Source organism: Marinactinospora thermotolerans DSM 45154 (assembly GCF_900167435.1).
In the GTDB taxonomy this organism is placed as follows: Bacteria; Actinomycetota; Actinomycetes; order Streptosporangiales; family Streptosporangiaceae; genus Marinactinospora; species Marinactinospora thermotolerans.
The window spans coordinates 101,522-127,704 of record NZ_FUWS01000007.1; the positions used below are offsets into that span (position 1 = coordinate 101,522).

General features: G+C 68.2%; 23 protein-coding genes, 1 tRNA gene and 1 pseudogene. 21 read left to right on the forward strand and 4 right to left on the reverse strand.

Annotated elements, in window-relative coordinates:
• The 21 genes and pseudogenes from B5D66_RS25490 to B5D66_RS14015 form a co-directional block, all read left to right on the forward strand.
• Positions 1-840: pseudogene (locus B5D66_RS25490) on the forward strand (hypothetical protein); the annotation flags it as partial.
• A 91-nt stretch (positions 841-931) separates the two neighbouring features.
• Positions 932-1,573: an oligoribonuclease gene (gene orn / locus B5D66_RS13925; protein ID WP_078762160.1), complete on the forward strand. Its 642-nt coding sequence runs from the start codon at positions 932-934 to the stop codon at positions 1,571-1,573.
• Positions 1,574-1,648: 75 nt separating this feature from the next.
• Positions 1,649-1,724 (forward strand) — tRNA-His (locus tag B5D66_RS13930).
• Between the two features lie 344 nt (positions 1,725-2,068).
• The gene (locus B5D66_RS13935) at positions 2,069-3,142 is read left to right on the forward strand and encodes a hypothetical protein (RefSeq protein ID WP_235000986.1); all 1,074 of its coding nucleotides are present in this window, start codon (positions 2,069-2,071) and stop codon (positions 3,140-3,142) included.
• A gap of 38 nt (positions 3,143-3,180) precedes the next feature.
• Positions 3,181-3,939: a Flp pilus assembly protein CpaB gene (cpaB, locus tag B5D66_RS13940; RefSeq protein ID WP_078762161.1), complete on the forward strand. Its 759-nt coding sequence runs from the start codon at positions 3,181-3,183 to the stop codon at positions 3,937-3,939.
• Between the two features lie 3 nt (positions 3,940-3,942).
• Positions 3,943-5,556: an AAA family ATPase gene (locus B5D66_RS13945; RefSeq protein WP_078762162.1), complete on the forward strand. Its 1,614-nt coding sequence runs from the start codon at positions 3,943-3,945 to the stop codon at positions 5,554-5,556.
• 3 nt (positions 5,557-5,559) lie between these two features.
• Positions 5,560-5,946, forward strand: coding sequence for a TadE/TadG family type IV pilus assembly protein (locus B5D66_RS13950; RefSeq protein ID WP_078762163.1), 387 nt, complete (start codon positions 5,560-5,562; stop codon positions 5,944-5,946).
• 25 nt (positions 5,947-5,971) lie between these two features.
• Positions 5,972-7,324: a TadA family conjugal transfer-associated ATPase gene (locus B5D66_RS13955; RefSeq protein WP_078762164.1), complete on the forward strand. Its 1,353-nt coding sequence runs from the start codon at positions 5,972-5,974 to the stop codon at positions 7,322-7,324.
• Positions 7,321-8,250, forward strand: a complete 930-nt coding sequence (locus tag B5D66_RS13960) for a type II secretion system F family protein (protein ID WP_078762165.1) — start codon at positions 7,321-7,323, stop codon at positions 8,248-8,250. Before B5D66_RS13955 ends, B5D66_RS13960 begins: the two co-directional genes overlap by 4 nt.
• Positions 8,251-8,282: 32 nt before the next feature.
• The gene (locus B5D66_RS13965) at positions 8,283-9,191 is read left to right on the forward strand and encodes a type II secretion system F family protein (protein ID WP_200813643.1); all 909 of its coding nucleotides are present in this window, start codon (positions 8,283-8,285) and stop codon (positions 9,189-9,191) included.
• A gap of 22 nt (positions 9,192-9,213) precedes the next feature.
• Positions 9,214-10,458: a sensor histidine kinase gene (locus B5D66_RS13970; protein WP_235000987.1), complete on the forward strand. Its 1,245-nt coding sequence runs from the start codon at positions 9,214-9,216 to the stop codon at positions 10,456-10,458.
• On the forward strand, positions 10,455-11,192 hold the full coding sequence (locus B5D66_RS13975; protein WP_078762167.1) for a response regulator: 738 nt from the start codon (positions 10,455-10,457) through the stop codon (positions 11,190-11,192). The genes B5D66_RS13970 and B5D66_RS13975 overlap by 4 nt, the downstream gene beginning before the upstream one ends.
• A gap of 109 nt (positions 11,193-11,301) precedes the next feature.
• On the forward strand, positions 11,302-11,526 hold the full coding sequence (locus tag B5D66_RS13980; RefSeq protein WP_078762168.1) for a hypothetical protein: 225 nt from the start codon (positions 11,302-11,304) through the stop codon (positions 11,524-11,526).
• Between the two features lie 42 nt (positions 11,527-11,568).
• Positions 11,569-12,276, forward strand: a complete 708-nt coding sequence (locus tag B5D66_RS13985; protein ID WP_078762169.1) for a pilus assembly protein TadG-related protein — start codon at positions 11,569-11,571, stop codon at positions 12,274-12,276.
• The gene (locus tag B5D66_RS26120; RefSeq protein ID WP_235000988.1) at positions 12,236-13,369 is read left to right on the forward strand and encodes an OmpA family protein; all 1,134 of its coding nucleotides are present in this window, start codon (positions 12,236-12,238) and stop codon (positions 13,367-13,369) included. Before B5D66_RS13985 ends, B5D66_RS26120 begins: the two co-directional genes overlap by 41 nt.
• An 83-nt stretch (positions 13,370-13,452) precedes the next feature.
• Complete coding sequence (locus tag B5D66_RS25120; RefSeq protein ID WP_144390126.1) at positions 13,453-13,947, forward strand: hypothetical protein; 495 nt, start codon at positions 13,453-13,455, stop codon at positions 13,945-13,947.
• A gap of 30 nt (positions 13,948-13,977) precedes the next feature.
• Positions 13,978-14,628 carry a C40 family peptidase gene (locus tag B5D66_RS13995; protein WP_235000989.1) on the forward strand — a complete coding sequence of 217 codons (651 nt, stop codon included), beginning with the start codon at positions 13,978-13,980 and terminating at the stop codon, positions 14,626-14,628.
• A gap of 735 nt (positions 14,629-15,363) precedes the next feature.
• A complete protein-coding gene (locus B5D66_RS14000; RefSeq protein WP_078762171.1) occupies positions 15,364-16,737 on the forward strand; it encodes a hypothetical protein in 1,374 nt (457 codons plus the stop codon).
• Positions 16,734-17,339, forward strand: a complete 606-nt coding sequence (locus tag B5D66_RS14005; RefSeq protein ID WP_144390127.1) for a hypothetical protein — start codon at positions 16,734-16,736, stop codon at positions 17,337-17,339. The genes B5D66_RS14000 and B5D66_RS14005 overlap by 4 nt, the downstream gene beginning before the upstream one ends.
• Before the next feature lie 31 nt (positions 17,340-17,370).
• A complete protein-coding gene (locus B5D66_RS14010; protein ID WP_078762173.1) occupies positions 17,371-17,787 on the forward strand; it encodes a hypothetical protein in 417 nt (138 codons plus the stop codon).
• An 898-nt stretch (positions 17,788-18,685) separates the two neighbouring features.
• Entirely contained in the window at positions 18,686-19,726 is a 1,041-nt protein-coding gene (locus tag B5D66_RS14015; RefSeq protein ID WP_078762174.1) for a MinD/ParA family ATP-binding protein, read from the forward strand.
• Positions 19,727-19,844: 118 nt separating this feature from the next.
• Here the strand turns inward: B5D66_RS14015 and B5D66_RS14020 are convergent, their stop codons facing one another.
• From B5D66_RS14020 to B5D66_RS14040, 4 genes are all read right to left on the reverse strand, one after another.
• Complete coding sequence (locus B5D66_RS14020) at positions 19,845-21,560, reverse strand: ABC transporter family substrate-binding protein (RefSeq protein ID WP_078762175.1); 1,716 nt, start codon at positions 21,558-21,560, stop codon at positions 19,845-19,847.
• A 51-nt stretch (positions 21,561-21,611) separates the two neighbouring features.
• Entirely contained in the window at positions 21,612-23,738 is a 2,127-nt protein-coding gene (locus B5D66_RS14025; RefSeq protein WP_078762176.1) for a dipeptide ABC transporter ATP-binding protein, read from the reverse strand.
• Positions 23,739-23,755: 17 nt separating this feature from the next.
• Positions 23,756-24,682, reverse strand: coding sequence for an ABC transporter permease (locus B5D66_RS14030; protein WP_078762177.1), 927 nt, complete (start codon positions 24,680-24,682; stop codon positions 23,756-23,758).
• Positions 24,683-24,902: 220 nt separating this feature from the next.
• Positions 24,903-25,886, reverse strand: coding sequence for an ABC transporter permease (locus tag B5D66_RS14040; RefSeq protein WP_078762179.1), 984 nt, complete (start codon positions 25,884-25,886; stop codon positions 24,903-24,905).
• Positions 25,887-26,183 lie beyond the last annotated feature (297 nt).

Below are 26,183 nucleotides of genomic sequence, written 5' to 3' on the forward strand. Positions count from 1 at the left end.
ACCGCCGACCTCACCGACCACACCCACCCCACCGGGGCCGACGCCACCATGCGCATCGACCCGGTCCCTCCCACACCCCGCACCGACGACGACGCTCCCCGCACCTCCGTCCTACGTCCCGGGGAGACGACCCCGAACGCGGCGGCCGGTTCCGGCTCCGACGAAGACGGGGAGCAGCAGAAGGGGTCGAAGTTCAACCGCTTCCTCGGTGACCTCAGGGAGGGACTGCAGGAGTACCGGTCGGAGCTGTCCGACGATCGCAAGAGGCGGCAGGAGGAACAGCGGGCCAGGGCCGAGGAGGAGGCACGTAAGCGCGCCGAACGACAGGCGGAGGAGGAGCGGCGGCGCCGCGAGCTGGGCCCCCCGCCCCCGGCCCACCCGGCGCAGGGAGCCCCCCCGTTCGGTTCCGCGGCGGCGGGCCCGTCCGCTCCCCCCGCCACCGGCCCCCAGTACCCGCCCTACCAGCCGCCCTCCGGCCCGCAGTACCCTCCCTACTCCCCGCCGGCGGCGCCGCGCAAGAAGCGCGACCGTTCTCCGGCGCCCCAGGGATACCCTTCTCCCTATCCCCAGCCCGCCCCCGCCTACGACCCGCGTGCCGGTCACGGCCGCCCCGCTCCCGCCCCGCCGGCGGGCGGACCCGCCTGGGGGCGTCCCTCCGGGGCGACGCCCTACCCCGTTCCGCCCCCGAAGAAGAAGAGGCGCGGTTGCCGTGGCTGCCTGGGCTGCCTCGTGTTCGTCCTGCTGATCACCGTCGTGTTCTTCGTCGTCGGCTACCTCCAGTTCTCCGGCACCTACGACTTCCTCGGCGAGTGGTTCGGCATCTACCTCCCCTTCCTCTGATCCCAGGCGCGCCCCCCGGACCACGCCGGTCCGGGGGGCGCGCCTCCACCGCGGCGGAGCGGACCGGCGAAAAAGTCCTAAGCTGTCCCCTATGAATGACAGCCTGGTGTGGATCGACTGTGAGATGACGGGGCTCGACCTCGAACACGACGCGCTGATCGAGGTCGCCTGTCTCATCACGGACGGCGACCTCAACCAGCTCGATGAGGGCATCGACGTGGTCATCAAGCCGCCGCAGGCGGCACTGGACCAGATGGGGGAGTTCGTCACGCAGATGCACACCACCTCGGGTCTGCTCGACGTGCTCGACAAGGGCGTGACGCTGGAGGAGGCCGAGGAACTCGTGCTCGGTCACATCAAGCGCTACATCCCCGAGCCGAAGAAGGCTCCGTTGTGCGGCAACTCCATCGCGACCGACCGCACCTTCCTGGCCCGTGACATGCCCCGCATCGACGAGCACCTGCACTACCGGATGGTCGACGTCTCCAGCATCAAGGAGCTCCTGCGGCGCTGGTACCCGCGGGTCTACTTCGCCAGCCCCGAGAAACACGGAGGGCACCGCGCGCTGGCCGACATCACCGAGAGCATCCAGGAGCTCCGCTACTACCGCGCCGCCGCGTTCGTGCCCCAGCCCGGCCCCGACACCGCCACCGCGCGGGCGATCGCGGCCGACGTCGCCAGCGGTGGAACGGGTGTCCTCACCGCCCCCGACGCGATCGACGGGAAAAGGTGAGCGAAGCACTCCCCAAGACCCGCTAGAATCTTTCTAGAGCGCAGGCGCCGAAGTCACTTCGGAACCGCGGTCGTGGTGGGTGTAGCTCAGCTGGCAGAGCACTTGGTTGTGGTCCAAGATGTCGCGGGTTCAAGTCCCGTCACTCACCCCACGCGAGAGGCGCGTCGGTCACCACCGACGCGCCTCTTTTCCTTTTCCGGACACCCGTCCCCGCTATGGACATGCCGGAAGGTCCGTTCCGGCCCCCATCCCATGTCCATTACCGGCCATAGGGCAACAAACCGCCCTATTTGGGGTAAGACCCCTCTTGCCTTCCCGGTATCCCATGACGCACGGTGGAAAGCCGGTCCCGTCCCTGTCCACAGGGAGCTTTCTCCCTGGCAGGCGGTTTCGAACACTCGTTACGATACGTCAGCGTGGAGTCACCACCGTCCCTTAGTGTGAACCATCTCCCAGGACCTCAGCTCAAGCGCTCGACCCCCCAGGAGCCTGCCCGTGTCCAACGCCCGTCCCAGGTCGGTGAGCGTTGTCGCCCTGCTCGCCGACATTCCCACCACGGGACAACTCGGTGACGCCCAGGCCCGGCGTTTCCCCTTGGACGGACCCGACCTCGCGACCCAGGCGGACGCCTTCCTCGACTTCGCCGGAGGGCACCTCGCAGCGGGCCGCAAGGTCGTGGCCCTGTATCCCAAGTGGCGAGCCGAACGGGCCCGCCGTGCCATCCGCTTCGCCCGGGGCTCCTTCCGCACCGACCACATCGCCGCCGTCGAGGTCGATCTCTCACCGCTGGCCTTCTCCCTGATGGCCGACCAGCTCGCCTACCTGGCTCCCTACCTTCCCTCCGGCCTGATCGCGGCCCTCGCCGACGAACTGCAACGCCACATCCTCGCGGGCGCCTGGCTGAAGAACGTCGGCAACCTGTCGACCATCCCCATCACGGTCGGCCAGCACATGGGCTCCTACGCCCCGAAAGTGACCTTCCTCGCGGTATCCGCACCGGTTCAGCAGGTGGGACGGGTCCGGCGCGGCGATCCCACCCCCAACATCCCCTTCCGTCCGGTCGACCCCGTACAGATGCTCGTCTCCGCGGGCGGCGGAGCCGACACGGAGTCCTTCGACTCCCGGTTCCTCCCGGCACTACAGCCCGTCTCGGCGCAGAAACTGCCCGAACAACCCCTGGGCGCCGAATACTGGGGGTCGTCCAAGTACATCGAGTTCGTCGCCTTCAGCGCCCATCAGGACTCCCTGACCCGGCCCGCGCACGCGGTGCGCCCCACCGCCTGCGCCTGGTGTCGCGAACCCGTGACGGCCGCCCAGTGTCCCTTCTGCCGAGCCGTCAACCAGCGTCCGGCCGGCCGGCCCCCCTCCTACTCCCGCGCGGCCCAGGTGCCCGCCCCGACACAACCGGCTCCGGCCCGTCCAGGCGCGTCCGCCCCCATGGACGGCCTGCCAGGTCGTCCGGCGAGTTCCCTCCTCCCGGCCGGTGGCGAGACGGCCGGAGACGGACGGGTCGACCACGGCAACGTCGACCCCCACCTGCACGCGCCGTCCCAGCCGGTCCGCCGCTAGGCCCCTCTTCCCCCGAGCCCATCTAGAAACGGAGCGTCATGAACCCCCGTCAACGACGCGGCGTCATGCTGATGATCGTCGCCGGGATCGGCGCCATCGCGGTCTTCTTCACCGTCGTCTCCTACGTCAACACGCTGCAGAACGAGATGGGCAGCTACCGCACCGCCCTGCGGCTGACCCAGGACGTGCCGCCCTACCAGCCGATCACCGAGGACATGATCGAGGAGTACGAGGTCCCCGCGAAGTTCTTCGACGCCGACGTGTTCCTCTCAGACCTCTCCCAGGCCGTCGAGCAACCCGGCCGTCAGGTCGTGTCGGCGACCTTCCTCAACGCGGGATCGCTCCTACAGAAGAGCATGGTGATCGCCGCCCCCGAGCTGGAGAACGGCGAACGCGAGATCGCGATCATGATCGACGCGGAGACCGGCGTGGCCGGCAAGGTCGACCGACAGTCCCGGGTGGACGTCTACGCCGCCTACCAGCCCAACGACCAACAGGCCGCCTGCGCGGTCCGGGTCCTCACCAACGTCGAGGTGCTCGAGGTCGGCGAACTGGGTTCGGAGATCGACGAGAACACCGGCGCCACCAACGCCGTGGTGCCCGTCACCTTCAGGTTGACCGCCGAACAGACCCTCCAGCTCACCTACGCCGAGGGGTTCGCCAGCAAGCTGCGGCTGGCCCTGGTCAGCCCCGAAGGCGCCGGCGACCCGGGCGGGCTCGAGTTCTGCAGCTCCGACCAGGCCGATCTCCTGTCCGGCCAAAACGGTGGGGCCACTCCCGGAAACGGGGAGCAGTAACCGATGAACTACCAGGTCATGATCGGTGCGCCCTCAGCCGAGCTGGAGACGGCGCTGACCGCGCGTTTCGAGGAGCTGAGCGAGGCCGAGGTCGTCAGCGTCCACCGCTCCTCCCACGAGGTGGGCGACACCGTCGCCAAGCTTCCCGCTCTCGACGTCGTCCTGATCCACGAGGACCTCGGCCCCCTGCCCGTCCTCGACCTCATCCGCGACATCTCCCGCAACCACCCCCAGCTCGCGGTGATCCTCGTCGTCAACGAGGTCGAACCCGACACGTTCACCAACGCCATGGAGGCCGGAGCACGCGCGGTGCTCCCGACCAACGCCACGATCGAACAGCTCAGCGCGCGGGTCACCACGGCCGCCGAATGGTCACGGACCCTGCGCCGGCACCTGGAGGCCGCCTCGCTGGACCTGCCGGTGTCGGGGCGGCGAGGATCCATCATCACCTTCACCGGGGCCAAGGGCGGTGTCGGGACCACCACCACCGCCATCCACCTGGCGCGCCTGGCGGCCAAGGCGGGACGGGTGGTCTGCCTGGTCGACCTGGACCTCCAGGCAGGGGACATCCCCGGATACTTCGACCTGAAACACCGGCGCAGCATCGTCGACCTGGTCGGCGCGGCCGACGACATCAGCGCGGCCATGCTCGCCGACACCCTCTACGTCCATCCGGACGGTCCGCACATCCTGCTCGCCCCCGACGAGGGGGAGCGCGGCGAGGACGTCACCGCCCGAGGGGCGCGGCAGGTCCTGGGCGCGCTGCGCTCACGCTATGACCTCGTCATCGTCGACTGCGGGACCACGATGACCGAGGCGACCGCGATGGCGATCGAGCTGTCCGACACCGCCGTGGTCCTGGTCACCCCCGACCTCCCCGCGCTGCGCGGCGCGCAACGGCTCGTCGCGATGTGGGACCGGTTGCAGATCCGCGACCGCAAGAACGTGACGGCCCTGCTCATGCGGCACAGCCGCAAGAACGAGATCCAGCCCGACTTCGCCCGCAAGCTCCTGGGCACCGCCATGCTGCGCACGCCCGTCCCCGCCGCCTACCGGGCGCTGGAGGAGGCCTCCAACACCGGTGACCCCGCCCGTCTCACCGACGAGTCACTCCTCCGCTCCTTCAGCAGGCTCGCCGGTGAGCTCGGAATGCTCGACACCCCCGGTGACGACGGGAACGAGTCCACCGAATCCGACCCGGCCCCGGAGACCGTGGGCGGTCCCGCCGCCGTCCCGGCCAAGGGACGGCGCTCCCGCCGCGACGACTCCGGCGCGCTGCTCGTGGAGTTCGCCGCGCTGGTCCCCTTCCTCGGCCTGGCCCTCCTGCTGACCTGGCAGGTCATCCTGATCGGCCTCACCGGCATGTACGCCGGTCACGCCGCCAACGAGGGCGCCCGGCAGGCCGCCATCACCCCCGGCGACGAGGAGGCCATCGTCGAGGAGGCCAAGAAGCGCATCCGCGCGCCCTGGAACGAAGAGGACACCTTCGCCCTGGAACTCGTCCAGGACGAGGAGGGCACGTTCGTAACGGTCACCATCGCCATGCCCGCGGTGCTCCCCGGACTCGATACTCCGTGGAACATCAGCGACAGGGCGATGGTCATCCCCGAGAGGTGACGCATGGAAGCCAGGCAGGCCCCCCTCCGGCCGCCGCGTGGCCGTCCCCGGGACGACCGCGGCTCCCAGATCCTGGAGTTCGCCGCCTACTTCCCCTTGTTCCTGATCATGGTCGCCGTGGCCTTGGAGGTGTTCATCTGCTTCGTCGCCGTGGAACGGGCCGAACACGCCGCCCGGGCCGGAGCCCGGGTCGCCGGCACCCAGGGGCTGACCGGCTCCGTCGACACCGCGCGGCGAGCACTGCCCGACTGGCTCGACGAGGCCGAGATCACCTCCGGCCCCCGCGACGACGGCGGCTACTACACCGAAGTGCGGGTGGATCTACCGGTCGCCTTCCAGATCGCCGATCTCAACATCACGATCACCCGCAGAGTCGACATGCCCGTCTGACCCTCTCCCCACGCAGGTAAGGCCCATGGGACTGAAAGACCGTCTCGACGAGGACCGCCTCGTCGACCAGCAATCCGACCGCGGCAGCGTCGCCCATTGGCGGCAACGCCTGCTCAGCGAGATCAACCTCGACGACCTCGCCATGCTCACCCTGGAGCAGCGCCGGATCCGCTTGGAGAAGGTCGTCGGACACATCATCTCCCGCGAAGGACCGGTCCTGTCCGACCGCGAGCGCGGCAACATGATCCGCCGCGTCGTGGACGAGGCCCTCGGGCTCGGCGTCCTCGAACCCCTGCTCGCCGACGAGAGCATCACCGAGATCATGGTGAACGGCCCCGACAACGTCTACATCGAACGCCGGGGACGGGTCGAGCGCATCGAGACCACCTTCGCCAGCGAGGAACAGCTCTACCAGACCATCGACCGGATCGTCTCCCAGGTGAACCGCCGCGTGGACGAGTCCAGCCCGATGGTCGACGCCCGCCTCCCCACCGGGGAGCGCGTCAACGTCATCATCCCGCCCCTGTCGCTGACCGGTCCCGTCATCACCATCCGGCGGTTCCCCAAGCCCTTCACCGTCGAGCAGCTCATCGCAAAGGGCAGCCTCGACGAGGCCACCGGCGTCCTCCTCGCCTCCCTGGTGCGGGCCCGGTTCAACGTGATCGTCTCGGGTGGTACCGGCACCGGTAAGACGACGTTCCTCAACGCGCTGTCGGCGTTCGTCCCCTCGGGGGAACGCATCATCACCATCGAGGACTCCGCCGAACTCCAGCTCCAGCAGGAACACGTCATCCGGCTGGAGTCCCGCCCGCCCAACATCGAGGGCGCCGGTTCCATCAGCATCCGCGATCTCGTCCGCAACTCGCTGCGCATGCGTCCCGACCGCATCATCGTCGGCGAGGTCCGCGGCGCCGAGACCCTCGACATGTTGCAGGCCATGAACACCGGCCACGACGGCTCCCTGGCCACCCTGCACGCGAACTCCGCGGACGACGCCGTACACCGGCTCCTCACCCTGGCCTCGATGAGCGAGGTGCGGGTCCCCTTCGAGGCCATCCGCGACCAGATCAACGCGGCGATCGACGTGATCGTGCACCTGAGCCGCTACCCCGACGGCAGCCGACGGGTCTCCGAGGTCTCGGTGGTGGCCTCGACCCGGCGTGAGGAATTCCGCCTGGAGCCCCTCCTGCGTTTCGAGCCCCACCGGATGGACGTGGAGCAGAAGGTCACCGGCGAGTTCCACCGCTTCCCGCTCCCCCGCCACATCGCCGCGCGCGTCTACAACGCGGGCGAGACGGTCCCCGCCTCCTTCGGCGTCTCCTCCGCCACGCCTTCCAACGGCACCCCCTTCTCCTACTCCCTCGGAGGGCGGCTGTGAACCACACCCTGATCATCCTGGCCGGTACCGCGGCCACGCTCTCCGTCCTGGTGTGGGGCATCGTGGTGTTCGCCGACGGACTCGCCCAGCGCCGGCTGCTCGCCTCGCGGAGCGTCCTGGAGGAGGTCGAACGGCGGGCCAACCACCCCATGGCCCGACTGGACGTGGTGCTGCGCCGCACCGACCTGGGAAAGGCCGTGGAACGACGCCTCGCCCGCTCGGGGGTGCGGGTCAAGGTCTCCACGTTCCTGCTGTCGCTGACCGTGGCCTGTGTGCTCGCCATCGTGTTCGTCTGGCAGATCCTCGCGCCGCTCCTCGGCCTGCTCTCCGCCGGGCTCGTCGGTTTCCTCTTCTACGCCTACCTGCGCCGGCAGGAGGAACGGCGCCGCGAGGCGTTCACCGCCCAACTCCCCGAACTCGCCCGGGTGCTCTCCAACGCCACCTCGGCCGGACTCGCCCTGCCCACCGCCATCGACATGGCCGCCGACGAGCTCGACGATCCGGCCGGCTCGGAACTGCGCAGGGCGGCCGAGTCCATCAAGCTCGGCCAGTCCTTCGAGGCCGCCATCGAGGAGATGCGCCGGCGGATGCCCTCACGCGAGATCGGCGTGCTGATCTCGACCCTGCTGGTCTCCGCCCGTTCGGGAGGCGCGCTGGTCACCGCGCTGCGCAACATCTCCGAGACCCTGGAAAGCCGCAAGGAGACCCGGCGGGAGGTCAAGACCATCCTGGGCGAGACCACCAGCACCGCCTGGGCGCTGCTCGCCATGGGGATCGGCTCCCTGTTCCTCCTCAACCTCACGATGCCCGGAACGGTGGCGCGCATGACCGAGAGCCCGGCCGGGCTGATCATCCTCTGCGTCTCCCTGTCGCTGTTCACCACCGGTTTCGTCCTCATCCGCCGGATGGCCCGAATCGACTTTTGACCCCGTTCCGAGCCCCCTGAGAGCACACCACCATGAACATCACCCTCACCTTCCCCCTGATCCTGTTGCTCGGGCTCGCCGGGGCGCTGTGCGTCGTCCTGGCCGTGTGGGGCTACCATCTGGTCACCCGCAAGAGCGACATCGCGGCCGACCTCGTCAGCGCGCCCCCGAGAAAACGGGCAGAGGGCACCTTCATCCTCCACCGCATCACCGAACTGGCCGGACGACCGTTCGGGGCGGCCCTGCTGGAGTGGCTGGGACCGGAACGCCAGGCCGCCATCCAGCTCCGCATCGACGCCGCGGGCCGGCCGGAGAACCTCACCGTCGCGCGCTACGTGCGCCGCAAGGCCGGCGAGGTCATCCTCTACGGCGGCGTCGCCCTGCTCATGCTGCTCAACGGTTCGCCGTTCTTCGCCCTGCTCGTGCTGACCTTCGTCGCCCTGACCGACCTCTCCCTGTACACCAGCGCGCAGCAGCGCCAGGAGAAGATCCAAAAGCAGCTTCCGGACTTCCTCGACGTCCTCGCCGTGACCGTCGGGTCCGGGCTGGCCTTCCGCCAGGCCCTGGGACGGGTGGCCGACTCCATGCCGGGGGTGCTCGCCGACGAGTTCCAGATCGCGCTCCGCCAGATGGAACTGGGCACCAGTCGCAGGGAGGCGTTCGGGGCGCTGCGCAAGCGCAACTCCAACGAGTCGCTGGGCAGGTTCATCTCCGCCCTGCAGCAGGCCGAGGAGCTCGGCGCCCCCCTCTCCCAGTCGCTCCAGACGATCAGCATGGACATGCGCCGCGAGGACGCCCAGTACCTGCGCCGCAAAGCCCAGCAGCTCAACCCGAGGGTCACCGCGGTCACGGCCGCCACCATGCTGCCGGGCCTGCTGTTGCTGATCGGCGGCGGGCTGTTCATCGGCTCCGAGGTCGACCTGACCAGCATCCTCGGGTGACCCCATGGACGGCGGTGGGGAGATGCTGACGACGCCACGCCTCGCCCGGCTGGCGCGACTCCTGATCCAGATACGCACCATGCTCATCGCGGTGGCCCTGCTCCTGCTCCCCGACGAGCGGCTGTCTCCGGCCACCGTCGTGCTGATGGTGCTCTACGCCCTGTTGTCCCTGATGCTGGGGCGCTACTGGGAACGGTTCACCCCCTACTTGCTGCGGCACCCGCTGCTCATCACAGCGGACGTCTTCATCGCGGTGTCGATCCTCGCCGTGGACGGCCCCTCGGGGGCCTTCTTCATCGCCACCGTCCTGACCAGCACCGCCGCCGGTGTGCTGTTCGGCCCTCGCGGCATCGCCGCCGTCACCGCCTTCCAGATCCTCGGCTACACCGCCGCCCTGCTCTCCCACACCTCCCTCATCACCGCTCCCGGTACGGGCGAGCTTCTCCGTTTCCAGTTCCTCGTCGTCCACCCGCTGCTGTATCCGGTGGCCGGATACAGCGGATGGCGTCTGCGCCAGATCTTCACCGAACTCGCCCTGGAACAGGAACGCCGCAGAGCCGCGGAGCTGGCCGCCGCGGCGGCCGAGGAACGCGCCCGGTTGGCCCGCGACATGCACGACTCGGTGGCCAAGACCCTGCGCGGCGCCGCCATGGCCGCGCAGGCCCTCCCCCTGTGGATGAAGAAGGACCCCGAACGCGCCGAGGCCGCCGCCGCGCAGGTGGTGGTCGCCGCGGAGACCGCCGCCCAGGAGGCGCGGAACCTCATCGCCGACCTCCGCGACGAAGCGGCCGGGATGCCCTTCACCGACGCGGTCGAAACGGTCCTCGACACGTGGTCCGGTCAGACCGGGATCGCCACCGACTTAAGCGTCCCCCGGTATCCCCCCTCCCTCCTGGTCACCGCGCGGCACGAGGCACTGGCCGTCCTCCGGGAAGCCCTCACCAACATCGAGCGGCACGCGTGGGCGACTCTCGTCACCGTCGAATTGACCGTCCAGCACGCGGATCACCGGGAGGGGACCTCCGACCCCGGATACCTGGTCATGCACGTCACCGACGACGGGAGGGGGTTCCAGGCCCCCATCCCCCACGAGCATGACGCCCCCTCCGGCCCTCCCGGGCACTACGGCCTGGTCGGCATGGTCGAACGCGCACGGCGCGCCTGCGGAGACCTGACCATCGAATCGACGCCGGGAAAGGGAACCCGGCTCACGCTCCGAGTCCCCTTGGCCTCCGCCACCCCCACCCCTGAGAGGACGGTGCGATGACCCCCTCCCCTCCCCCCATCACGGTTCTGGCCGTCGACGACAACATCGTCGTGCGCGCGGGCCTGATCTCCCTTCTGGAGACGGCCGATGACCTCGTCGTCGTCGGAGAGGCCGGTGACGGCGCCGAAGCCATCCAGCGGGCGCGCGAGCTGCGCCCCGACGTCGCGCTGTTGGACGTGCGCATGCCCGTCCGCGACGGCGTCGACACGGTCGAGGAGCTCAGCGAACTGTGCCGGGTCATCATGCTGACCCACACCGAGGACCCCGCGACCATCCACACCGCGTTACAACGAGGAGCCCGCGGATACCTGGTACACGGCCATTTCACCCTGCCGGAACTCAGCCGCGCCCTACGCGAGGTGGTTCGAGGGACGGGAAGCCCTCTCTCCCCCGTCGCCGCGACGGCCGTTCTCGACGCCATGCGCGCGGCCCCGGAATCCCGATCGGAGCGACCCTCGGCGCAGGATCTGGGGTTGACCGAACGCGAGGCGCAGATCCTCGCCTGCGCCGCGCGCGGCCTCTCCAATTCCGCGATCGCCCACGAGCTGTTCCTTTCCGAAAAGACGGTGAAGAACCACATCAACCGCATTTTCCGCAAGCTCCGAGTGGGGACACGAGCCGCGGCCATCGCCCGCTGGAACGGCCACCCCGTCCCAGAAGGGCATCTCCCCGGCGTCCCGGTGCCCACCACCGGTCCCAGAAGGAGCCGCTGGGGAACGGGGTCCCGGCCGTGACCGATTGGGCCTCGGGGCCCTATGCGCCCGACGTGTTCTTCTCTAGATTGTTCTCCATCGCGAAGACAGGAAGACGGAACGGCTTCCAGCCCCTCACAGGAGTGTTGAAATGCAGAACCCGCTGGTCTCGGCCTACGTGAAGGCCCGTACCGCCCTGGCCAACCGAACGCACGCCCTACGCGCCCACGGCGACGAGGGAGCCGGCTTCGTCGAGTACGCGGCGATCATCGTCCTCGTCGCAGCGATCGCCGGCGTGGTACTGGGGACCGACATTGGAAGTCAGATCATGACCGGAATCACGGGAAAGATCACTGAAATTCTAAGCGGAACCTGATCGTCTTCTCGGTTCCCACCTTACACCGAGAGATGTTCCGAAATGAAACTCTCACCAAGGCTCTCATCAGCCGACGAGCAGGGACAGGCTAGCCTGTTCCTGCTCGTCGGCTTGACCCTGTCACTTCTCGCCCTTTCCCTTCTTTACGTCAGGCTAGGTAACGCAAATGATTTACGCTCCCAGGCACAGTCTGCAGCTGATGCTGCCGCCCTGGCAGCTGTAGGAGCCATCCGAGACGAAGTTGCCCGCGATCTAGCCGAGCACAGAATTGTTTTCCACTCACTTCACAAACCAGCAGCCGCCCGTACCGCAGCCGAAAAATACGCTCGCGCCAATGGCGCAATATTAAGCGAAATTCGAGCAAGTGACAATAACAACGGACAGACAGGGAACATCATACGAGTAGAGATTAGAGGAGCAAACTGCCAACGAGAACTAGAGGATGATCGAAGCCGACATTGGTCGGAGATCCTTTGCACAGGGGAGGAGGATGAAGATACCCCCGTCAACATAGGAAACGCGGCAGCCGTTGCCGAGATCGTAATGCCTAACTGCAATTACACCTTCGGGGAAGAATATCAGATAATTGGCGTAAATTGTGACGGAACCCCTATTTCTTACGGAGACTTTACCTCAGCCCAACAGGCCATCACCACTCGATTGACCGACAGAGAAGGGCGATGGCTATATCGTCCACTCGAGTCAATCAATGAAGATGATGAAGAAATCGAAGAAGAGCGCGTCCTGTAAAATTCCCCTCCCAGAAGGTGACGACTTAGCGAAAATGGATCCCAACCCGCTCTCCTCTCGCTCAGCACTCCTATGCATTCCGATCATTGCAGTTACACTATTAACCACTTCCTGCGTAGGTCAGCCAGATAGTGATCCTTCTACCGCATCCACCAGTAACGCAGATTCCGAAGAGCAAGGAGCCCCTCCCGGCCCGACCGAGAGCGACAGAAATAATAATCCTATTGCGACCTCGCTTTCCAGTGCAACCCCACAAGGAAAAGACATCCAACTCGACATCTTTTCATTAGAGAGGCACAGCAAAGAAGTCCTAGTTCTAAATATGAGAATCACCAACAAGGGAGATGAAGCTGCGCAGGTCCTCTACACACTCTCGGAGCTTGGCGGGGAAGCTGCATCTCCAGATGGGGTTTCACTCATAGACATGAGAGAAAACAAACGTTATATGCCCCTAAAGTTGACCGACGGAAAAACCTGTCATTGCTCAAACTGGAGCGGAGAAGAAAATCTAGCGCCCGGCGCAAGCATCAACCTATGGGCAGCTTTCCCCTCTCCACCCGGGGATGTCAAGGAAGTTGCGGTAGCCACTCCAGTGACTCCCGATTTTCTAGATATTCCAATAACCGATGCAATCTCCCCGAACCCAGAGATATCCGATGCCCCTGTCTCCGAAGCTAGGATCCTGGACCTAAGAACCTTTCAGGACGACACCAGCAATGGCACTTCCCGCTCCGAATCGGGCGACGAAACAACCCTCATACTGTCTTCAGACGTACTATTCAATATAAACGAATCGGAGCTCACTAGCAAGGCAAACGAGACCCTCGCGAAAGTAGCCGGGGAGATCGACTCCTCCTCCACCGAAAACGTGAAAATTGACGGATACACCGATAACACTGGCAGCGATTCCATCAATAATCCACTTTCAGAAGAACGAGCCAGGGCAGTAGAAGCCCGACTAAAAGAACTCGTCTCGCGCGAAGGCCTCACATACACAGTTTCCGGACACGGCTCTAATGACCCAATCGGAGACAACCAAACAGAAGAGGGACGAGAGAAGAACCGTCGCGTAACCGTAACTTTTTCCAAATAAGGGGATTCATGTACCCTAAAATTTCCTATAGAGTCATCTCTCTAGCAATCACTTTCACCTTAACTCTATCTTTTTCCACATCCATGTCACTCGCAGACAGAGAGGGAGGTTCTACACAAGAAGAGCCGGGAATCGCACCGGGAGATTCTCTTCCAAAACTATCCACAGGGAGCGCCAGCAGAACAGAATGGAGAGGAGCAACTGTAGAGATAAACGAGATCAAGAGATCTTCGACAGGGAGTTACGCTTCACTCACCTGGACCCTAATAAATGAAAGTGACTCCACTATAAATTTGGGGGAAATGAGGAATAGAACCTACTACTACAAAGGATCACATGATGGTAGCGGAGTTGTATTAATCGACGAAGAGAATTCCCTCCGACACAATCCATTTATAGACTCTCAGGGAAAATGTCTTTGCGCCGGTTCCGAGCATGCTCCTTTGAAGTTCGAACTGCTCACCGAGCCTGGTGAATCAACGACCTACTGGGCCTCTTACCAGCTTTCCGAGGACACCGAGACCGTGACCGTCGAGATTCCAGGTTTTCTTCCCATCAAGGATGTACCGGTCGGCTGACCACGTCCCCCTGACCTTAAGGAGCCTTCGGTGGCGAGATTCGGTGTCCGCTTCTCTCCGGAAAAACCGCGTGACGACCGCGGTGCGTACTTCGTCGAGACAGGGGTCCTGGTCACCCTCGCCGCCGGGATCATCATCAGCGTGGCGCAGTCCCCCATCGGCGATCAGTTCCACGACAGTGTCCGCGAGATGGTGTGCCTGGTCGAGGGGCCCGAGTGCGGGGGCGAGACCTGGACCGAGCACGACCGTCCCGAAGAGCCGGACATCTACCAGTACTCTCCCGCCACGGTCTGGAACGGCGAGATCAAAGGGGAGGGGGACGCCCGCGTCGCCATCCAGTTCGCCTTGTCGCAGCAGGGTGACCCCTATGTCTGGGGCGGGACCGGACCGGACGGCTGGGACTGTTCGGGCCTCCTGCAGGCCGCTTGGCGCGCGGCCGGCGTCGAGATCCCCCGCACCACCTGGCCTCAGCACGCCGCCCTCCCCCCGGTCTCCATGGCCGATCTACAACCGGGGGACCTGATCTTCTTCCAGACGATTCCCGGCCCGCCCCCCACCCACGTCGGGATGTACATCGGCGACGGAATGATGGTGCACGCGGGCAACCCGGTACAGGTGGTCCCGTTCAACGACTACTGGAAGTCCCGTTGGGTCGGCGCGGGACGGGTGCCCCAGAAGTGAGCCCCCGTATCGGCCGGGACAGGGTCTTCTCCCTCACTCCAGCGGCCCAGACCGTGGTGACCGTGGCCTGAGGAAGCCCCTGCCCGGCCGATACGCCCCGGCCGCCTTCTCCGCCGAGCGCCCACCCGGCGCTGCCAGGCCGTGCCCGGGACGGTGAGCGAAGGCAGACCGTGGGCACGGCGTCCGCGGCCGCAACGTTCGAGTAGCTGTGCGGTCCGGCGCCCTCCTCGGCGGGGACGCCCCGTCTCCGCGCTCAGGACCCCATGCCGCAGTGCCCACGGGCAGCGGCCTCCCAGTGGGAACGTGGGACAAGATCGAGGGGACGTTCCGCGACGGCCCGGACCTGCTCATGGCGACCGGAGACCGCCCCGGACAGCACCCGGCCCTGGCCCGGCGGCCCAGGCACCGAGACTGCGGCGTCGGGCGAACCGGTGGGCCGCGACCAGAACGGCGGGAGCGGGACGAAGCGATCGCGGTCGACGGACATCCCCACGTCGCGACCACCGCACCGCGCCCGCGCTCGGCCGGCGCCCCCAACGGCCGGCGCCGCCGGTCGACCCCCGCCGTTCCACCCGGCTCCGACCGCAGCGTCCCAGACACCCTTTCTAGGGTCCTTGGACCTATTTCGCGGCGGTTGCGATTGATCCCGCGGACTCTCGTCCGCACGACGCCTCCTTCCTAGGATCACGCTGATCCCGCAATGCTCCACCGCGCCCACTCCGGTCTGGGGTTCCCATGTCCCCTTCGCCCCCCTCCCCCTTTTTTCCCCTGCGGCCACGCGACCGTTCCGACCGAGGCGGTGGTCTCCTCGAATACGCCGCCCTGGTCGGACTGGCCGCCGCCGTACTGGCGGTACTGGTGATCGGTCTCCCCCGGACCTCGTTGCCGGAACGGATCGAGCAGGTCATCTGCGCGATCTTCGGGAGTGACTGCGACGTCCCGCCACCGGTGGCGGAGGAGGACTACGAGCCCGCGCAGTGCCTGGTCTCGCAGGAGCACGAGGTGTCCGGCATGAGCTTCACCGTGGTGGTGACCTTCGGCGAGGAGGTCTCCTACCTGACCAAGCACTACTCCGACGGCCGGACCCACCTGACCGTCGTGGACACCGCGAAGCTGGAGGCCTCGCTCGGGCTGGGAGCCGGGGTGGGGGTGGGCAGGGCGCTGGAGCTGGGCGGCGACGTCTCCCTCACCGGGGCGCTGTCGGTCGCCAACGGCAGCACCTGGGTCTTCGACTCCGCGGAGGAGGCCACGGCGTTTCGCGACCTGATCGACGAGCACGAGCTGTACGAGTATCAGCTCCAGCACAACCCGATCGGCACCTGGCTGTTCGGGGACGAGCCCGATCCGATCCGCGATCCCGACATCACGCGGGTGTCGGGCAGGGCCGAACTCGAGGCGTCGGCGTCGCTCGGCGGCGGACTCGGCAGCGGTCCCGGGGACGGCGGCGGGCGGTCCGATTCGCCCACGGCGGAGGAGAGACCGGAGTGGAGTGTCTCCCCGCGTCTACGGGCCGAGGGCGCGGTCGGGGTCACCAGCGTGCTCAGCAGGGAGACCGACGGCCGTGACGGTTCCACCAGCACGGTCTACGAGCTGGGCGGGACGGCCTCGATCGGCGCGGACTGGGTCGTCGGCGACTGGACGCAAAGCCCGGGAACCAGTGGTTCGCTCAGCATCAAGGAGAACGCGCGGGGCGAGATCGTCTCGATCGCGCTGACCCGCACGACACGGGGTGCCGACGGCCCCGAAGTCGTCACGACCGAGCTGGATGTCGAGGACGCGGAGGAGCGGGCGATCGTCGAGGAGTGGCTCGGCGTGTTCTGGGACGACCAGGTGCTCCCGTTGACCTGGGACGACATGGCACCGACGGAGCTGGTGTCCGACCCGAGTCCCATGGACCGCCTGCTGTTCGAGGAGGGGCGCACCAGCAGCGTCTCCTACGGTGAGACGAGCGACGTCCAGAAGGTGGGGGTCAGCGGCAAGCTGGGGGTGGCCCTGGGGATCGGGGCGACCTGGGGAGATGAGAGGCTCGACGTCACCGAGGCCCGCTACCTCGGCGCCCCCGACGGGACCAGCCGCGACTATGTTGCCTGGGAGGGATGTTCCCGATGAGAACACGATGGCCCCGACGCCGGGGACGGCACCCGGTCGACCTGTTCCGCGTCGCCCGCCGAACCGCCTGTCTGGGGTTGACCGCGGGCTTGGCGCTCACGGCCTGTTCGGGAGCCCCAGGGCATGGTCCCGCGCCGCCGGAGGGCTTCACCGAGGTGCGGGCCGGCGGACTGGCGTACGGCGTCCCCGCCGGCTGGGTGGCGGTGGAACCGCCCTCCGAACGCGCGGAGGCCTGGGAGGGCCTGCACGAGCTGCGCGACGGTGACAGGCCGGTCGCCGAGGTGGGGGTGATCACGGCGTTCGGAGACGTCGCGGATGCCCGCGAGCTCGCGTTCGAGTCCCTGTCGTTGGTGCGGTTCGAGACGCGGGCCGCCCCTCCCCAGCGTGATCCCGGGTTCGAGGTCCCCGGAGCGGCCGACTCCGAGCGCGGCGACTACCACTACGAACATCCCGACGGCAGGTCGGGCCAGGTAAGGGGGGTCGACATCGCGGTGGTCCTGGAGGGCGGGGACGGCGTGGTGCTGCGCTTGACCGGGCTGACCGACCACCTGGGCGAGGAGGAGCTGGAGGAGATCGTGTCGTCCGTTCGCGTTCCCGGGTGACGCGCCGGGCGAAGGGTGAGGAGTCGGACCGGTGGACCTGATCCGTTCCTGGGGTGCGGCGCTCGTCGCCTACCTGGTGGCGACCGCCCTGGCGACCGCGTCGGTCACCTCGCGGATCGCCGAAGGCGCCAGCGGGGAGCTCGGCGCGGTGCTGCTGCTGTTCGGTCCGGGCGCGCTGCTGGTCCCGTTGGCGACCACGCTCGCCGCGGGCCTGGGCTATCCGCGGTCGTGGCCGGGAGGGCCGACACGCCGGGCGTTCGGCGTTGCGACCGTCCCGGTGGCGACGGTCCTCATCGACACGGTGCCGTCGGGGTTGCTCGTGGGCGAATCCGGCTCGGCCGGTGTCGCCGCCTTGACGGTGTTGCGCGTCGCGGGGGTGGCGCTGGGGTGGGCGTCGGCGCGCCTCCTGCGCCCTCCCCGCACCGGCCCCTCCCGCCCCCACCGTTGACCTGAACGTCTGCCACTCCCTGACGGGGTCACCGGGACCGTGGGCGCTCGTCGGTCCTGCGCCGTCGGCGTGCCACGGTCAGGCGCCCCGGCCCATGCCGTGCCGGGAACCAGACGGCGAGGGGGTGCGCGGGCCGACGCCGGCGCCACGACGGCTCCCGGCCGATGGGGCCGGGACCGACGCGCCCTCGCCGAACAGAGGAGGCGAGCAGCGCGCGGTGACATCGGTGCGCCCAGACGCGCGGTGGGGCCCTCCCGTCCTGGGCGGGCGCGGGGCGGGCGGCAGGCGGCCGCCGACAGGAGGATCCCGGCACGGGGCCGAGGTTCCACGGGAGGCGCCCAACCCGACGGGGGCGTTAGGAGTGGGACGACCGGCCCGGTGAGCGCGGACAACAGGAACCGGCCCCCTTCACCGCGCAGGGGAGCCGGGCCTCACGCGTCCTCTCCGGGCCGTGCCGGGCGGAACCTGCCGCCCGCCGCCCTTCGCGCCCGCCACTGGCCCCGCCCCCGGCCGCAGGACCTGGCCGTATCCGGTCAGCCGCCGGCACGTACCGTGAGCGCGCCCGCGCTCCGCCCGCCCGCCGCTACTCGATCGGGTGGCGCCTAGCGCGTCGAACGCGGTAACGGTCCGGCCCGGTCACTCCGTCCGCCACGCCGAAGTCCCCTCCCTCGGCCACGCACCGTGACCGCCCCATGGTGGGCGTGGAATCGTTACGTGCTCGTTCGATCGCGCTGCGTAGGATGCGGGTCTACCCGTCCCGTCCCGATCCCGCGGGAAACCGCTGACCAGGAAGACCCGTCCCGTGTCCTCCTTCCCCGCTCCCCCGCCTGTTCCGCGATCCGAGGGTCCCTCCCCCCACGCCGACGTTCCCGAGGCCTCCCCGGGAGGAGCGGGAGACGTGGGGGCGCCGGACCGCCCGGCCCTGCCCGCCGGTTTCGACGTCCCGCCCTCGGGTGGCGGCGTGCCGGCCGCGCCCCCGCCCGCCGCACATCGGGCCCCCGCCCCGACCGGGTGGGCCCGTGACGACGAGTTGTCCTCGACAGCCCTGCTGCGGGATGGCCGGCCCCCTCCGCCGGGAGGTTGGAGGCGCGCCCTGTTCACCTTGACCGGAGGACTGTTGAACCCTGGCGAGTCGCGGGACGAGCTGCGCCGGCGCGAGTTCCGGAATCGGGCGCGTACGCCGGCGGATCGGGGGCATCACCGCGTCGCGGTGCTGGGGATCAACGGTGGTGAGGGGCGCGCCGCGACCGCGGTGGGGCTCGGTTCGGCACTGGCGGAGGGGCGCGGCGACCGCGTCATAGCCCTGGACGCCGACCCCGGTCGGGGCGCCCTCGCCCGGCACGCCTCCGCGCGCCCGCCCCGGGAACGGACGGTACGGGACCTGCTGGCGGCCGGGGACACGTTGAAGCGCTACGCCGACGTGCGGTCCTACACCGGGCAGCTGCGGTCCCGCCTGGAGCTTTTGGCCTGCGCCCCGCTGCCCGTGGGGGAGGCGTTCACCGCCCGGGAGTACCGCGATCTCGCGGCGGTCGCCGAACGCTTCTACTCGGTGTGCGTCATCGACTGCGACGCCGACCTCCCGCGTCCCCTGCTGGAGGAGGTCCTGTCGTCGGCCGACCAGATCGTGCTGGTGACGCCGCCGTCGCCGGAGGGGGTGCGCGGGGTGACGGGGGCGTTGGACCGGCTGAGCGGTCAGGGGCACGACGTCCTTGCGCGTGGCGCGGTCGTGGCGGTCTGCGCCGCCGGAGGGCGCGGGGAGCCGGGGTCGGACCGCGCCGCTGCGGGGTTCGCGCTCCGTTGCCGGTCCGTCGTGACGATCCCCCATGACGCCGGTCTCGCGGCGGGGGCCGCCGTGGAGCCGGCCGTGTTGCGCCCGGTCACCCGTCGGGCCTACCTCCGGCTCGCGGTGGAGGTCGCCTCCGGTTTCGCGGCGGGCTGACAGCGTTCGAAGGTGCGGGGCCGGGGGCCCCGGAAAAGGGAACGCGCCTTCGCCGGGAGAGGGGTCGGCGAAGACGCGGGTCCGAGCGGGCCGGCCGTGGCGGCCGGCCCGGGGCGTGCTACTCCTTCATGTAGCCGATGTCCTCGTAGATGACCGAGGCCATGCCGTTGGCGCCGAAGTTGGCGAGGTCCTCCTGGACCGCCCAGATACCGGTGCGCTGGAAGAACGGGATGCCCTGGCCGTTCTCCCACAGCAGGGTGTCGATCTCGTTGGCGATCTCGTAGTAGCGGTCGAGGTCGGTGGTGCGCACCATCTCGGCGTACTTCTCGTTGATCTCCGGGGTGGAGGTGCGGCCGTTGTTGTTGCCCCAGTCCTCCTCGTCGTCGTTGAACGGGCCGCCGTAGTTCTCGTAGGACTCACCGGCGAACGGGGTGGTGCCGACCTGGACGAAGGACGACATGTCGAAGTTGCCGGTGTAGATGTAGTCGGTGAAGAAGGCGGTGGAGGGGACCGACTCGATCTTGACCTCGATGCCGATCTCGCCGAGCATCTGCTGGGTGATCTCGGCCTCGCTCTGCGTGGTCTGCAGGCCCGAGGGGACGACGTAGGTGAGGGAGAGCTTCTCGCCGTCGGCGTTGACGCGGGTCTCGCCCTCGGCCTCCTGGGTCCAGCCCGCCTCGTCGAGGAGCTGGGCGGCGCGCTCGACGTCACGCTGCCCCAGGTCACCGCTGTTGTCCTGGAAGGAGGGCTGGTTGGAGCGGATCAGCCGGTTGACGGTCGGGTCGCTGGGCCAGTCGACCCCTTCGAGGGATGCCTTGGCCAGGGCCGACCGGTCGATGCCGAGCATGACGGCGTGGCGGACGTCGAGGTCGGCGAGCGGGCCGCGGCCGGCGTTCATCTCGATGTAGCGGTAGCCGTTGTCGATCGCGCGGGCGATGCGGGCGTCCTCGCGCTCCTGGGCGCGCTCGTAGGAGGGCGCGTCGTAGCCGACGTAGAAGGCGTCGATCTCGTCGTTGACGAACACGCCGGCCATCGCGTCGCTCTCGTAGGTCGCGTAGGTGATGCGGTCGAGCTTGGCGGGCTCACCCCACCAGTTGTCGTCGCGGACGACGGTGACGCGCTGGGTGGTCTTGTCGATCTCGTCGAGCTTGAACGGGCCCGCGGTGACCGGGATGTCCTCGAGGTAGCCCTCGTTGAACTTCTCCGGGTCCTCCATGTACTCGGCCGGGTACAAGACGTCGAACAGCCCCTGCCACTCCGCGTAGGGGGTGTCGAAGGTGAAGACGACCTCGTACTCGTCGGCGCCCTCCTCGACCTTGGAGATGTCGCCGTAGCCGGCCTTGGTGCCCATGTTGAAGTCACCGTCGGCCCGGCCGGACATCGTCTCGACGGTCGCGGCGTAGTCCTCCCAGGTGATGGGCTCGCCGTTGGACCACTTCGCGTCGGGGTTGAGCTTGAACGTGACGGTGCTCCCGTCGTCGCTGACGCTGCTCTCCTCGACGTAGTTGGTGTTGGGCGTCGCCGCGCCGGTGTCGTCGAAGTTGTGGGCGCGCGGCATCAGCGCCTGCAGGATGTCGAGGTTGACACCCAGGTTGCCGTCGGTGTGGTAGCTGTTGAACTGGGTGATGAAATCGCTGACCGCCCAGTTGAGGGTGCCGCCGTCCTGGAGGGCGTCCCGCTCCTGCGGGTTGACGTCGCTGTTGGCGATGTCGGCGAGGGTCGGGGTGTCGTTGCCGCCCTCGTCCTCCTCCCCGCCTCCGCCACCGCACGCGGTGGCGAACAGGGTGAGCGCCAGGACCGGTGCGGCGAACGCCGCGCTCCGTCTGATTCGCATCGTGATCGTTTCCTCCTCAGGGGATGTACCGGCCCGGCGGGCCGAGCGGGGTCAGACGACGGCGCGCTGCTGCGCGTAGTGGCAGGCCGCGCCGTGATCGCCGGTGGACAGTGGCCTGATCTGCGGCTCCTCGTCCAGGCAGAGCCGTCGCTCGCCGTCGCCGAGTTCCTTGAACTTCGGGCAACGGGTGCGGAAACTGCACCCCGATGGGGGGTCGGCGGGGCTGGGCAGGTCGCCTTCGAGCACGATGTGGGTGCGGGCGCGTTCCTTCTCCGGGTCGGGGATGGGGATCGCCGACAGCAACGCCTGGGTGTAGGGGTGGGCGGGCGCCCGGTAGATCGACTCGACGTCGCCCAGCTCGACGATCCTGCCGAGATACATGACGGCGACACGGTCGGCGATGTGCCTGATCACCGACAGGTCGTGCGCGACGAACAGGTAGGACAGCCCCAGCTTGACCTTGAGTTCGTCGAGGAGGTTGATGACGCCGGCCTGGATGGAGACGTCCAGCGCGGACACCGGCTCGTCGAGGACGAGCAGGCGGGGCTCCAGGGCGAGCGCCCGGGCGATGCCGATGCGCTGGCGTTGGCCGCCGGAGAACTCCTGGGGGTAGCGCGCCGCGTGGGCGGGGTCCAGGCCGACCAGGCGCAGCAGTTCGTTGACGCGGGCGGCGAGCCGGGCCTTGGGGTGGCCGTGGGTGCGCAGCGGCTCGGCGACGATGTCGAAGACCGGCATGCGCGGGTCCAGGGAGGACATCGGGTCCTGGAAGACGACCTGGAGCTCGCGGCGGGTCTCGAAGCGCTGCCGGGAGTTGAGCGTGCCCGACTCGCGTCCCAGGACGACGACCCGGCCGCGTTGGGGGCGGTCCAGGCTGAGGATCTCCATGAGGGTGGTCGACTTGCCGCAGCCGGACTCGCCGACGAGGCCGAGCGTCTCGCGTTCCCGGACGTCGAAGGAGATGCCGTCGACCGCGTAGACCGTGCCGACGCGGCGCTTGAACACCGCGCCCTTCATCAGGGGGTGGTGTTTGACGAGGTCCTCGACCTCCAAGACGACGTCGCGCTCCTGCCGGGGGACCTCCGCGGCGGTGTCGTCGGGGATGTCGGGCAACGGGTAGATGTCGGCCGCGCCCCACCCGTTCTCCTCGACCTCCTCGGCGCGGACGCAGGCCGCGCGGTGTCCGGACGCGCCGATCCGGACCAGTTCGGGTTCGGCCGCGGTGCACCGTGGTTCGGCGATCGGGCAGCGCGGCGCGAACGGGCAGCCGGGCGGCAGGTCGCTCAGCGACGGCGGGGTGCCCTTGATGGGCACCAACGGCGCCCTGCCCGCGTCGTCGAGCCGGGGCACCGAGCCGAGCAGGCCCATGGTGTAGGGCATGCGCGTGCGGTAGTAGACGTCGTCGACGTCGCCGATCTCGACGGGGCGGCCGGCGTACATGACCAGGACCCGATCGACGAATCCCGCGACGACGCCGAGGTCGTGGGTGATCATGACGATCGCGGCGCCGGTCTCGCGCTGCGCCGTCTTGAGCACGTCGAGGATCTGGGCCTGGATCGTGACGTCCAGCGCGGTGGTGGGCTCGTCGCAGATGATGACGTCGGGCTGGTTGGCGATGGCGATGGCGATCATGGCCCGCTGCCGCATGCCGCCGGAGAACTCGTGCGGGAACGCCTTGGCCCGTTGGGCGGCGTTGGGGATGCCGACGAGTTCGAGCAGTTCCACGGCGCGCGCCGCGGCCTGTTCCTTGCCGACGTCGGGGTTGTGGATGCGCACGGCCTCGGCGATCTGGTCGCCGACGGTGTAGACCGGGGTCAGTCCGGACAGCGGGTCCTGGAAGACCATGGCGATCGACTTGCCGCGGCGTTTGGCCATCTCCCGGTCGTCCAGGCCGAGGAGTTCCTCCCCGTGCAGCCTGACCGAACCACGGATCTGCGCGTAGTCGGGCAGAAGGCCCATCGCGGCGAGGGAGGAGACGGACTTGCCCGACCCCGATTCGCCGACGATGCCGAGCACCTCGCCGCGCCGCAGCGCGTAGCTGACCCCGCGCACGGCGCGCACGTCGGGGGCCTTGCCGACCCCGGGGAAGGTGACGTGCAGGTCGGTGACTTCGAGGACGGGGGCGTCCCCGGGTCGTTGGTCGGTCACGGACGTCTCTGTTCTGGTCTGGGATGCGGTCATGTGCGGGTGCCTCCCGTCTAGGCGCGTCGCGACTTGGACTGGGGGTCCAGCGCGTCGCGCAGTCCGTCGCCGATGAGGTTGACGGCCAGGACCAGGACGACGAGCAGGCCCGTGCAGAAGACGAACGTCCAGGGGTGGGTGATCGCCTGGCGGGCTCCGATGGCGATGAGCGAGCCGAGGGAGACGTCGGGGGGCTGCACGCCGAAGCCGAAGTAGGACAGGCTGGTCTCGGCGATGATGGCGGAGCTGACGTTCATCGTGGCGTCGACGATGAGCAGCGAGGACATGTTCGGCAGGATGTGGCGGAAGATGATCTTCCAGGCCGGTACGCCCATGTAGCGGGCGGCGAGGACGTATTCGCGTTCCTTGAGCGAGATCGTCATGCCGCGGACCATCTTGGCGGTGATCATCCACATGAACGCGGCGAGCAGGAGGACGAACAGCAGCCAGTTGCTGCCCCGGATCCAGGGGAACAGGATCGCCAGGATCAGGAAGCTGGGCAGCACCAGCGCCAGGTCGGTGATCCACATCAGCGCCTTGTCGGTGACGCCCAGGAAGTATCCGGCGAAGGAGCCGACGACGGCGGCGACGAGGGTGGAGATGACCGCGACGAGCAGGCCGATGATGATCGACTTCTGCAGGCCGACCATCGTGATGGTGAAGACGTCGCGTCCGGTGTTGTCCGTGCCGAGCCAGTGTTCGGGGCTGGGCGGCTGGAGGAAGTTCGCGTAGTCGCGTTCCTCGAAGGTCCAGGGGCTGATGGCCGGCCCGATCCAGGCGGCGGCGGTGAGCAGCAGCAGGACCACGATGCCGACCACGACCCTGCGCTGGCGGAGCATGGTGCGCAGCACCGTCGACCAGCGGCCGGGGATCCGTACCTCGTCGGTGCCGCCCTCGTGGCCGGCCCCGGTCTCTCCGGCCACGCGCTCGGTGGACATGCTCATGGCGTCTTCTCCAGCGGGGTGAAATGGGGCGCGAGGGGCACCGCCCCGTTGTCGGTCCACGGGTCGGGAAAACGGGTGGCGCGCGGACGGGCCGACACGCGATCCTGGGGGCGCGGCGCACGCCGGTTCTCGTCCGCGCGACGCCTTCCACGTGACATGCCCGAGGCGTGGGCGGGCCGCGTGGCGTGTGGGCCGGCGACGATCTCGATCGGGCTCACGCTCAGCTCACCCGCACCCGCGGGTCGAGCCAGGCATAGAGGACGTCTGACAGGAAGGAGGCCACCATGATGCACACCGCCATGAAACACGACACGGCGGCGACCGAGTTGACGTCGTTCTTGACGATGGAGTCGATGACCCACGAGCCCATTCCGTTCCACCCGTAGATCTTCTCGGTGAACGTCGTCCCGGCCATGAGAGAGCCGAACACGAACGCGAAATAGGTGACGGTCGGGATGAGCGCGGTGCGCAACGCGTGTTTGAACAACGCCTTGCGGCGCGTGAGCCCCTTGGCCATGGCGGTGCGCACGAAATCCGAGCCGATCACGTCGAGCATCATGTTGCGCTGGTATCTGCTGAACGCGGCGAATTGACCGAGCGCCAGGGCGAGGGTGGGCAGGATCGCGTGTTGGATGCGGTTGCCGAGCGTGCCCCAGAATCCGGCGTCCAGGCCGGTCGTGTACTCGCCGGCGTACTGGAATATCGTCGTCCCGGTCCATTCGTTGATGGCCGCGGCAATGACCTGGAGTGAGATCGCCACGACCACGGCGGGGACCGAGAGCATGAAGAACGCGGCGCCGGTGGAGACCCGGTCGAAGACCCGGTACTGCCTGACCGCCCCGTAGGCGCCGATCAGCACGCCGGACACGGCGCCGATGACGGTACCGAACACGATCAACCGGATGGAGACCCCGGCGCGGCGCTGGATCTCCTCGTTGACCGAGGTGTCGCGTACCGTCCGGCCGAAGTCGCCGGTGACGACGTCGCCGAGCCACACCGTGTACCGCTCGGCCAGCGGCGTCTTGTCGTTGAGGTTGAGCCGGTCGAGCTGGGCGTCGACCGCGGCCTCCGTGGGACGGGGGCTCATCTCCGCGTAGTTGGCGCGGGGGCTGAGCGTGGAGGCGGCGAGCAGGTACGCGAACGTGGTGGCCAGGAAGACCAGGACCACGTAGTTCGCCAGTCGCCTGGCCAGGAACTTCCCCAATGGGGGCCTCCCACCTCGTGCCGCAGGGGCGTGAATGTTCCACGGTGGTCGGGTGGGATCTCCTGACGTGGCGTTGCGACACGCTTCTTGTCGCCAAGAGCGTCCGTCCCGCGCCACTGCAGAGGATCTTGCTCCACACGACTACCGAAACGCGTTTTCTCCGGTTCACGATCCGTGCGCCGAATGTCCCCGAGTCTGCGGTACCTCCAGACACCTAGTGATCACCGCGACATCAAGAAAGCGTCACGAGGGCGGTTCCACGGCGGCACGGACCGTTCTCCGCGCAGAAGATTAACG

What these genes read in the sequence shown, in the direction of transcription:
- orn (WP_078762160.1), top strand. Translation starts at nt 932, where the DNA reads ATGAATGACAGCCTGGTGTGGATCGACTGTGAGATGACGGGGCTCGAC.
- cpaB (WP_078762161.1), top strand. Translation starts at nt 3,181, where the DNA reads ATGAACCCCCGTCAACGACGCGGCGTCATGCTGATGATCGTCGCCGGG.
- B5D66_RS13945 (WP_078762162.1), top strand. Translation starts at nt 3,943, where the DNA reads ATGAACTACCAGGTCATGATCGGTGCGCCCTCAGCCGAGCTGGAGACG.
- B5D66_RS13950 (WP_078762163.1), top strand. Translation starts at nt 5,560, where the DNA reads ATGGAAGCCAGGCAGGCCCCCCTCCGGCCGCCGCGTGGCCGTCCCCGG.
- B5D66_RS13955 (WP_078762164.1), top strand. Translation starts at nt 5,972, where the DNA reads ATGGGACTGAAAGACCGTCTCGACGAGGACCGCCTCGTCGACCAGCAA.
- B5D66_RS13965 (WP_200813643.1), top strand. Translation starts at nt 8,283, where the DNA reads ATGAACATCACCCTCACCTTCCCCCTGATCCTGTTGCTCGGGCTCGCC.
- B5D66_RS13970 (WP_235000987.1), top strand. Translation starts at nt 9,214, where the DNA reads ATGCTGACGACGCCACGCCTCGCCCGGCTGGCGCGACTCCTGATCCAG.
- B5D66_RS13975 (WP_078762167.1), top strand. Translation starts at nt 10,455, where the DNA reads ATGACCCCCTCCCCTCCCCCCATCACGGTTCTGGCCGTCGACGACAAC.
- B5D66_RS13980 (WP_078762168.1), top strand. Translation starts at nt 11,302, where the DNA reads ATGCAGAACCCGCTGGTCTCGGCCTACGTGAAGGCCCGTACCGCCCTG.
- B5D66_RS13985 (WP_078762169.1), top strand. Translation starts at nt 11,569, where the DNA reads ATGAAACTCTCACCAAGGCTCTCATCAGCCGACGAGCAGGGACAGGCT.
- B5D66_RS26120 (WP_235000988.1), top strand. Translation starts at nt 12,236, where the DNA reads ATGAAGATGATGAAGAAATCGAAGAAGAGCGCGTCCTGTAAAATTCCC.
- B5D66_RS25120 (WP_144390126.1), top strand. Translation starts at nt 13,453, where the DNA reads ATGTCACTCGCAGACAGAGAGGGAGGTTCTACACAAGAAGAGCCGGGA.
- B5D66_RS14000 (WP_078762171.1), top strand. Translation starts at nt 15,364, where the DNA reads ATGTCCCCTTCGCCCCCCTCCCCCTTTTTTCCCCTGCGGCCACGCGAC.
- B5D66_RS14005 (WP_144390127.1), top strand. Translation starts at nt 16,734, where the DNA reads ATGAGAACACGATGGCCCCGACGCCGGGGACGGCACCCGGTCGACCTG.
- B5D66_RS14020 (WP_078762175.1), bottom strand. Translation starts at nt 21,560, where the DNA reads ATGCGAATCAGACGGAGCGCGGCGTTCGCCGCACCGGTCCTGGCGCTC.
- B5D66_RS14025 (WP_078762176.1), bottom strand. Translation starts at nt 23,738, where the DNA reads ATGACCGCATCCCAGACCAGAACAGAGACGTCCGTGACCGACCAACGA.
- B5D66_RS14030 (WP_078762177.1), bottom strand. Translation starts at nt 24,682, where the DNA reads ATGAGCATGTCCACCGAGCGCGTGGCCGGAGAGACCGGGGCCGGCCAC.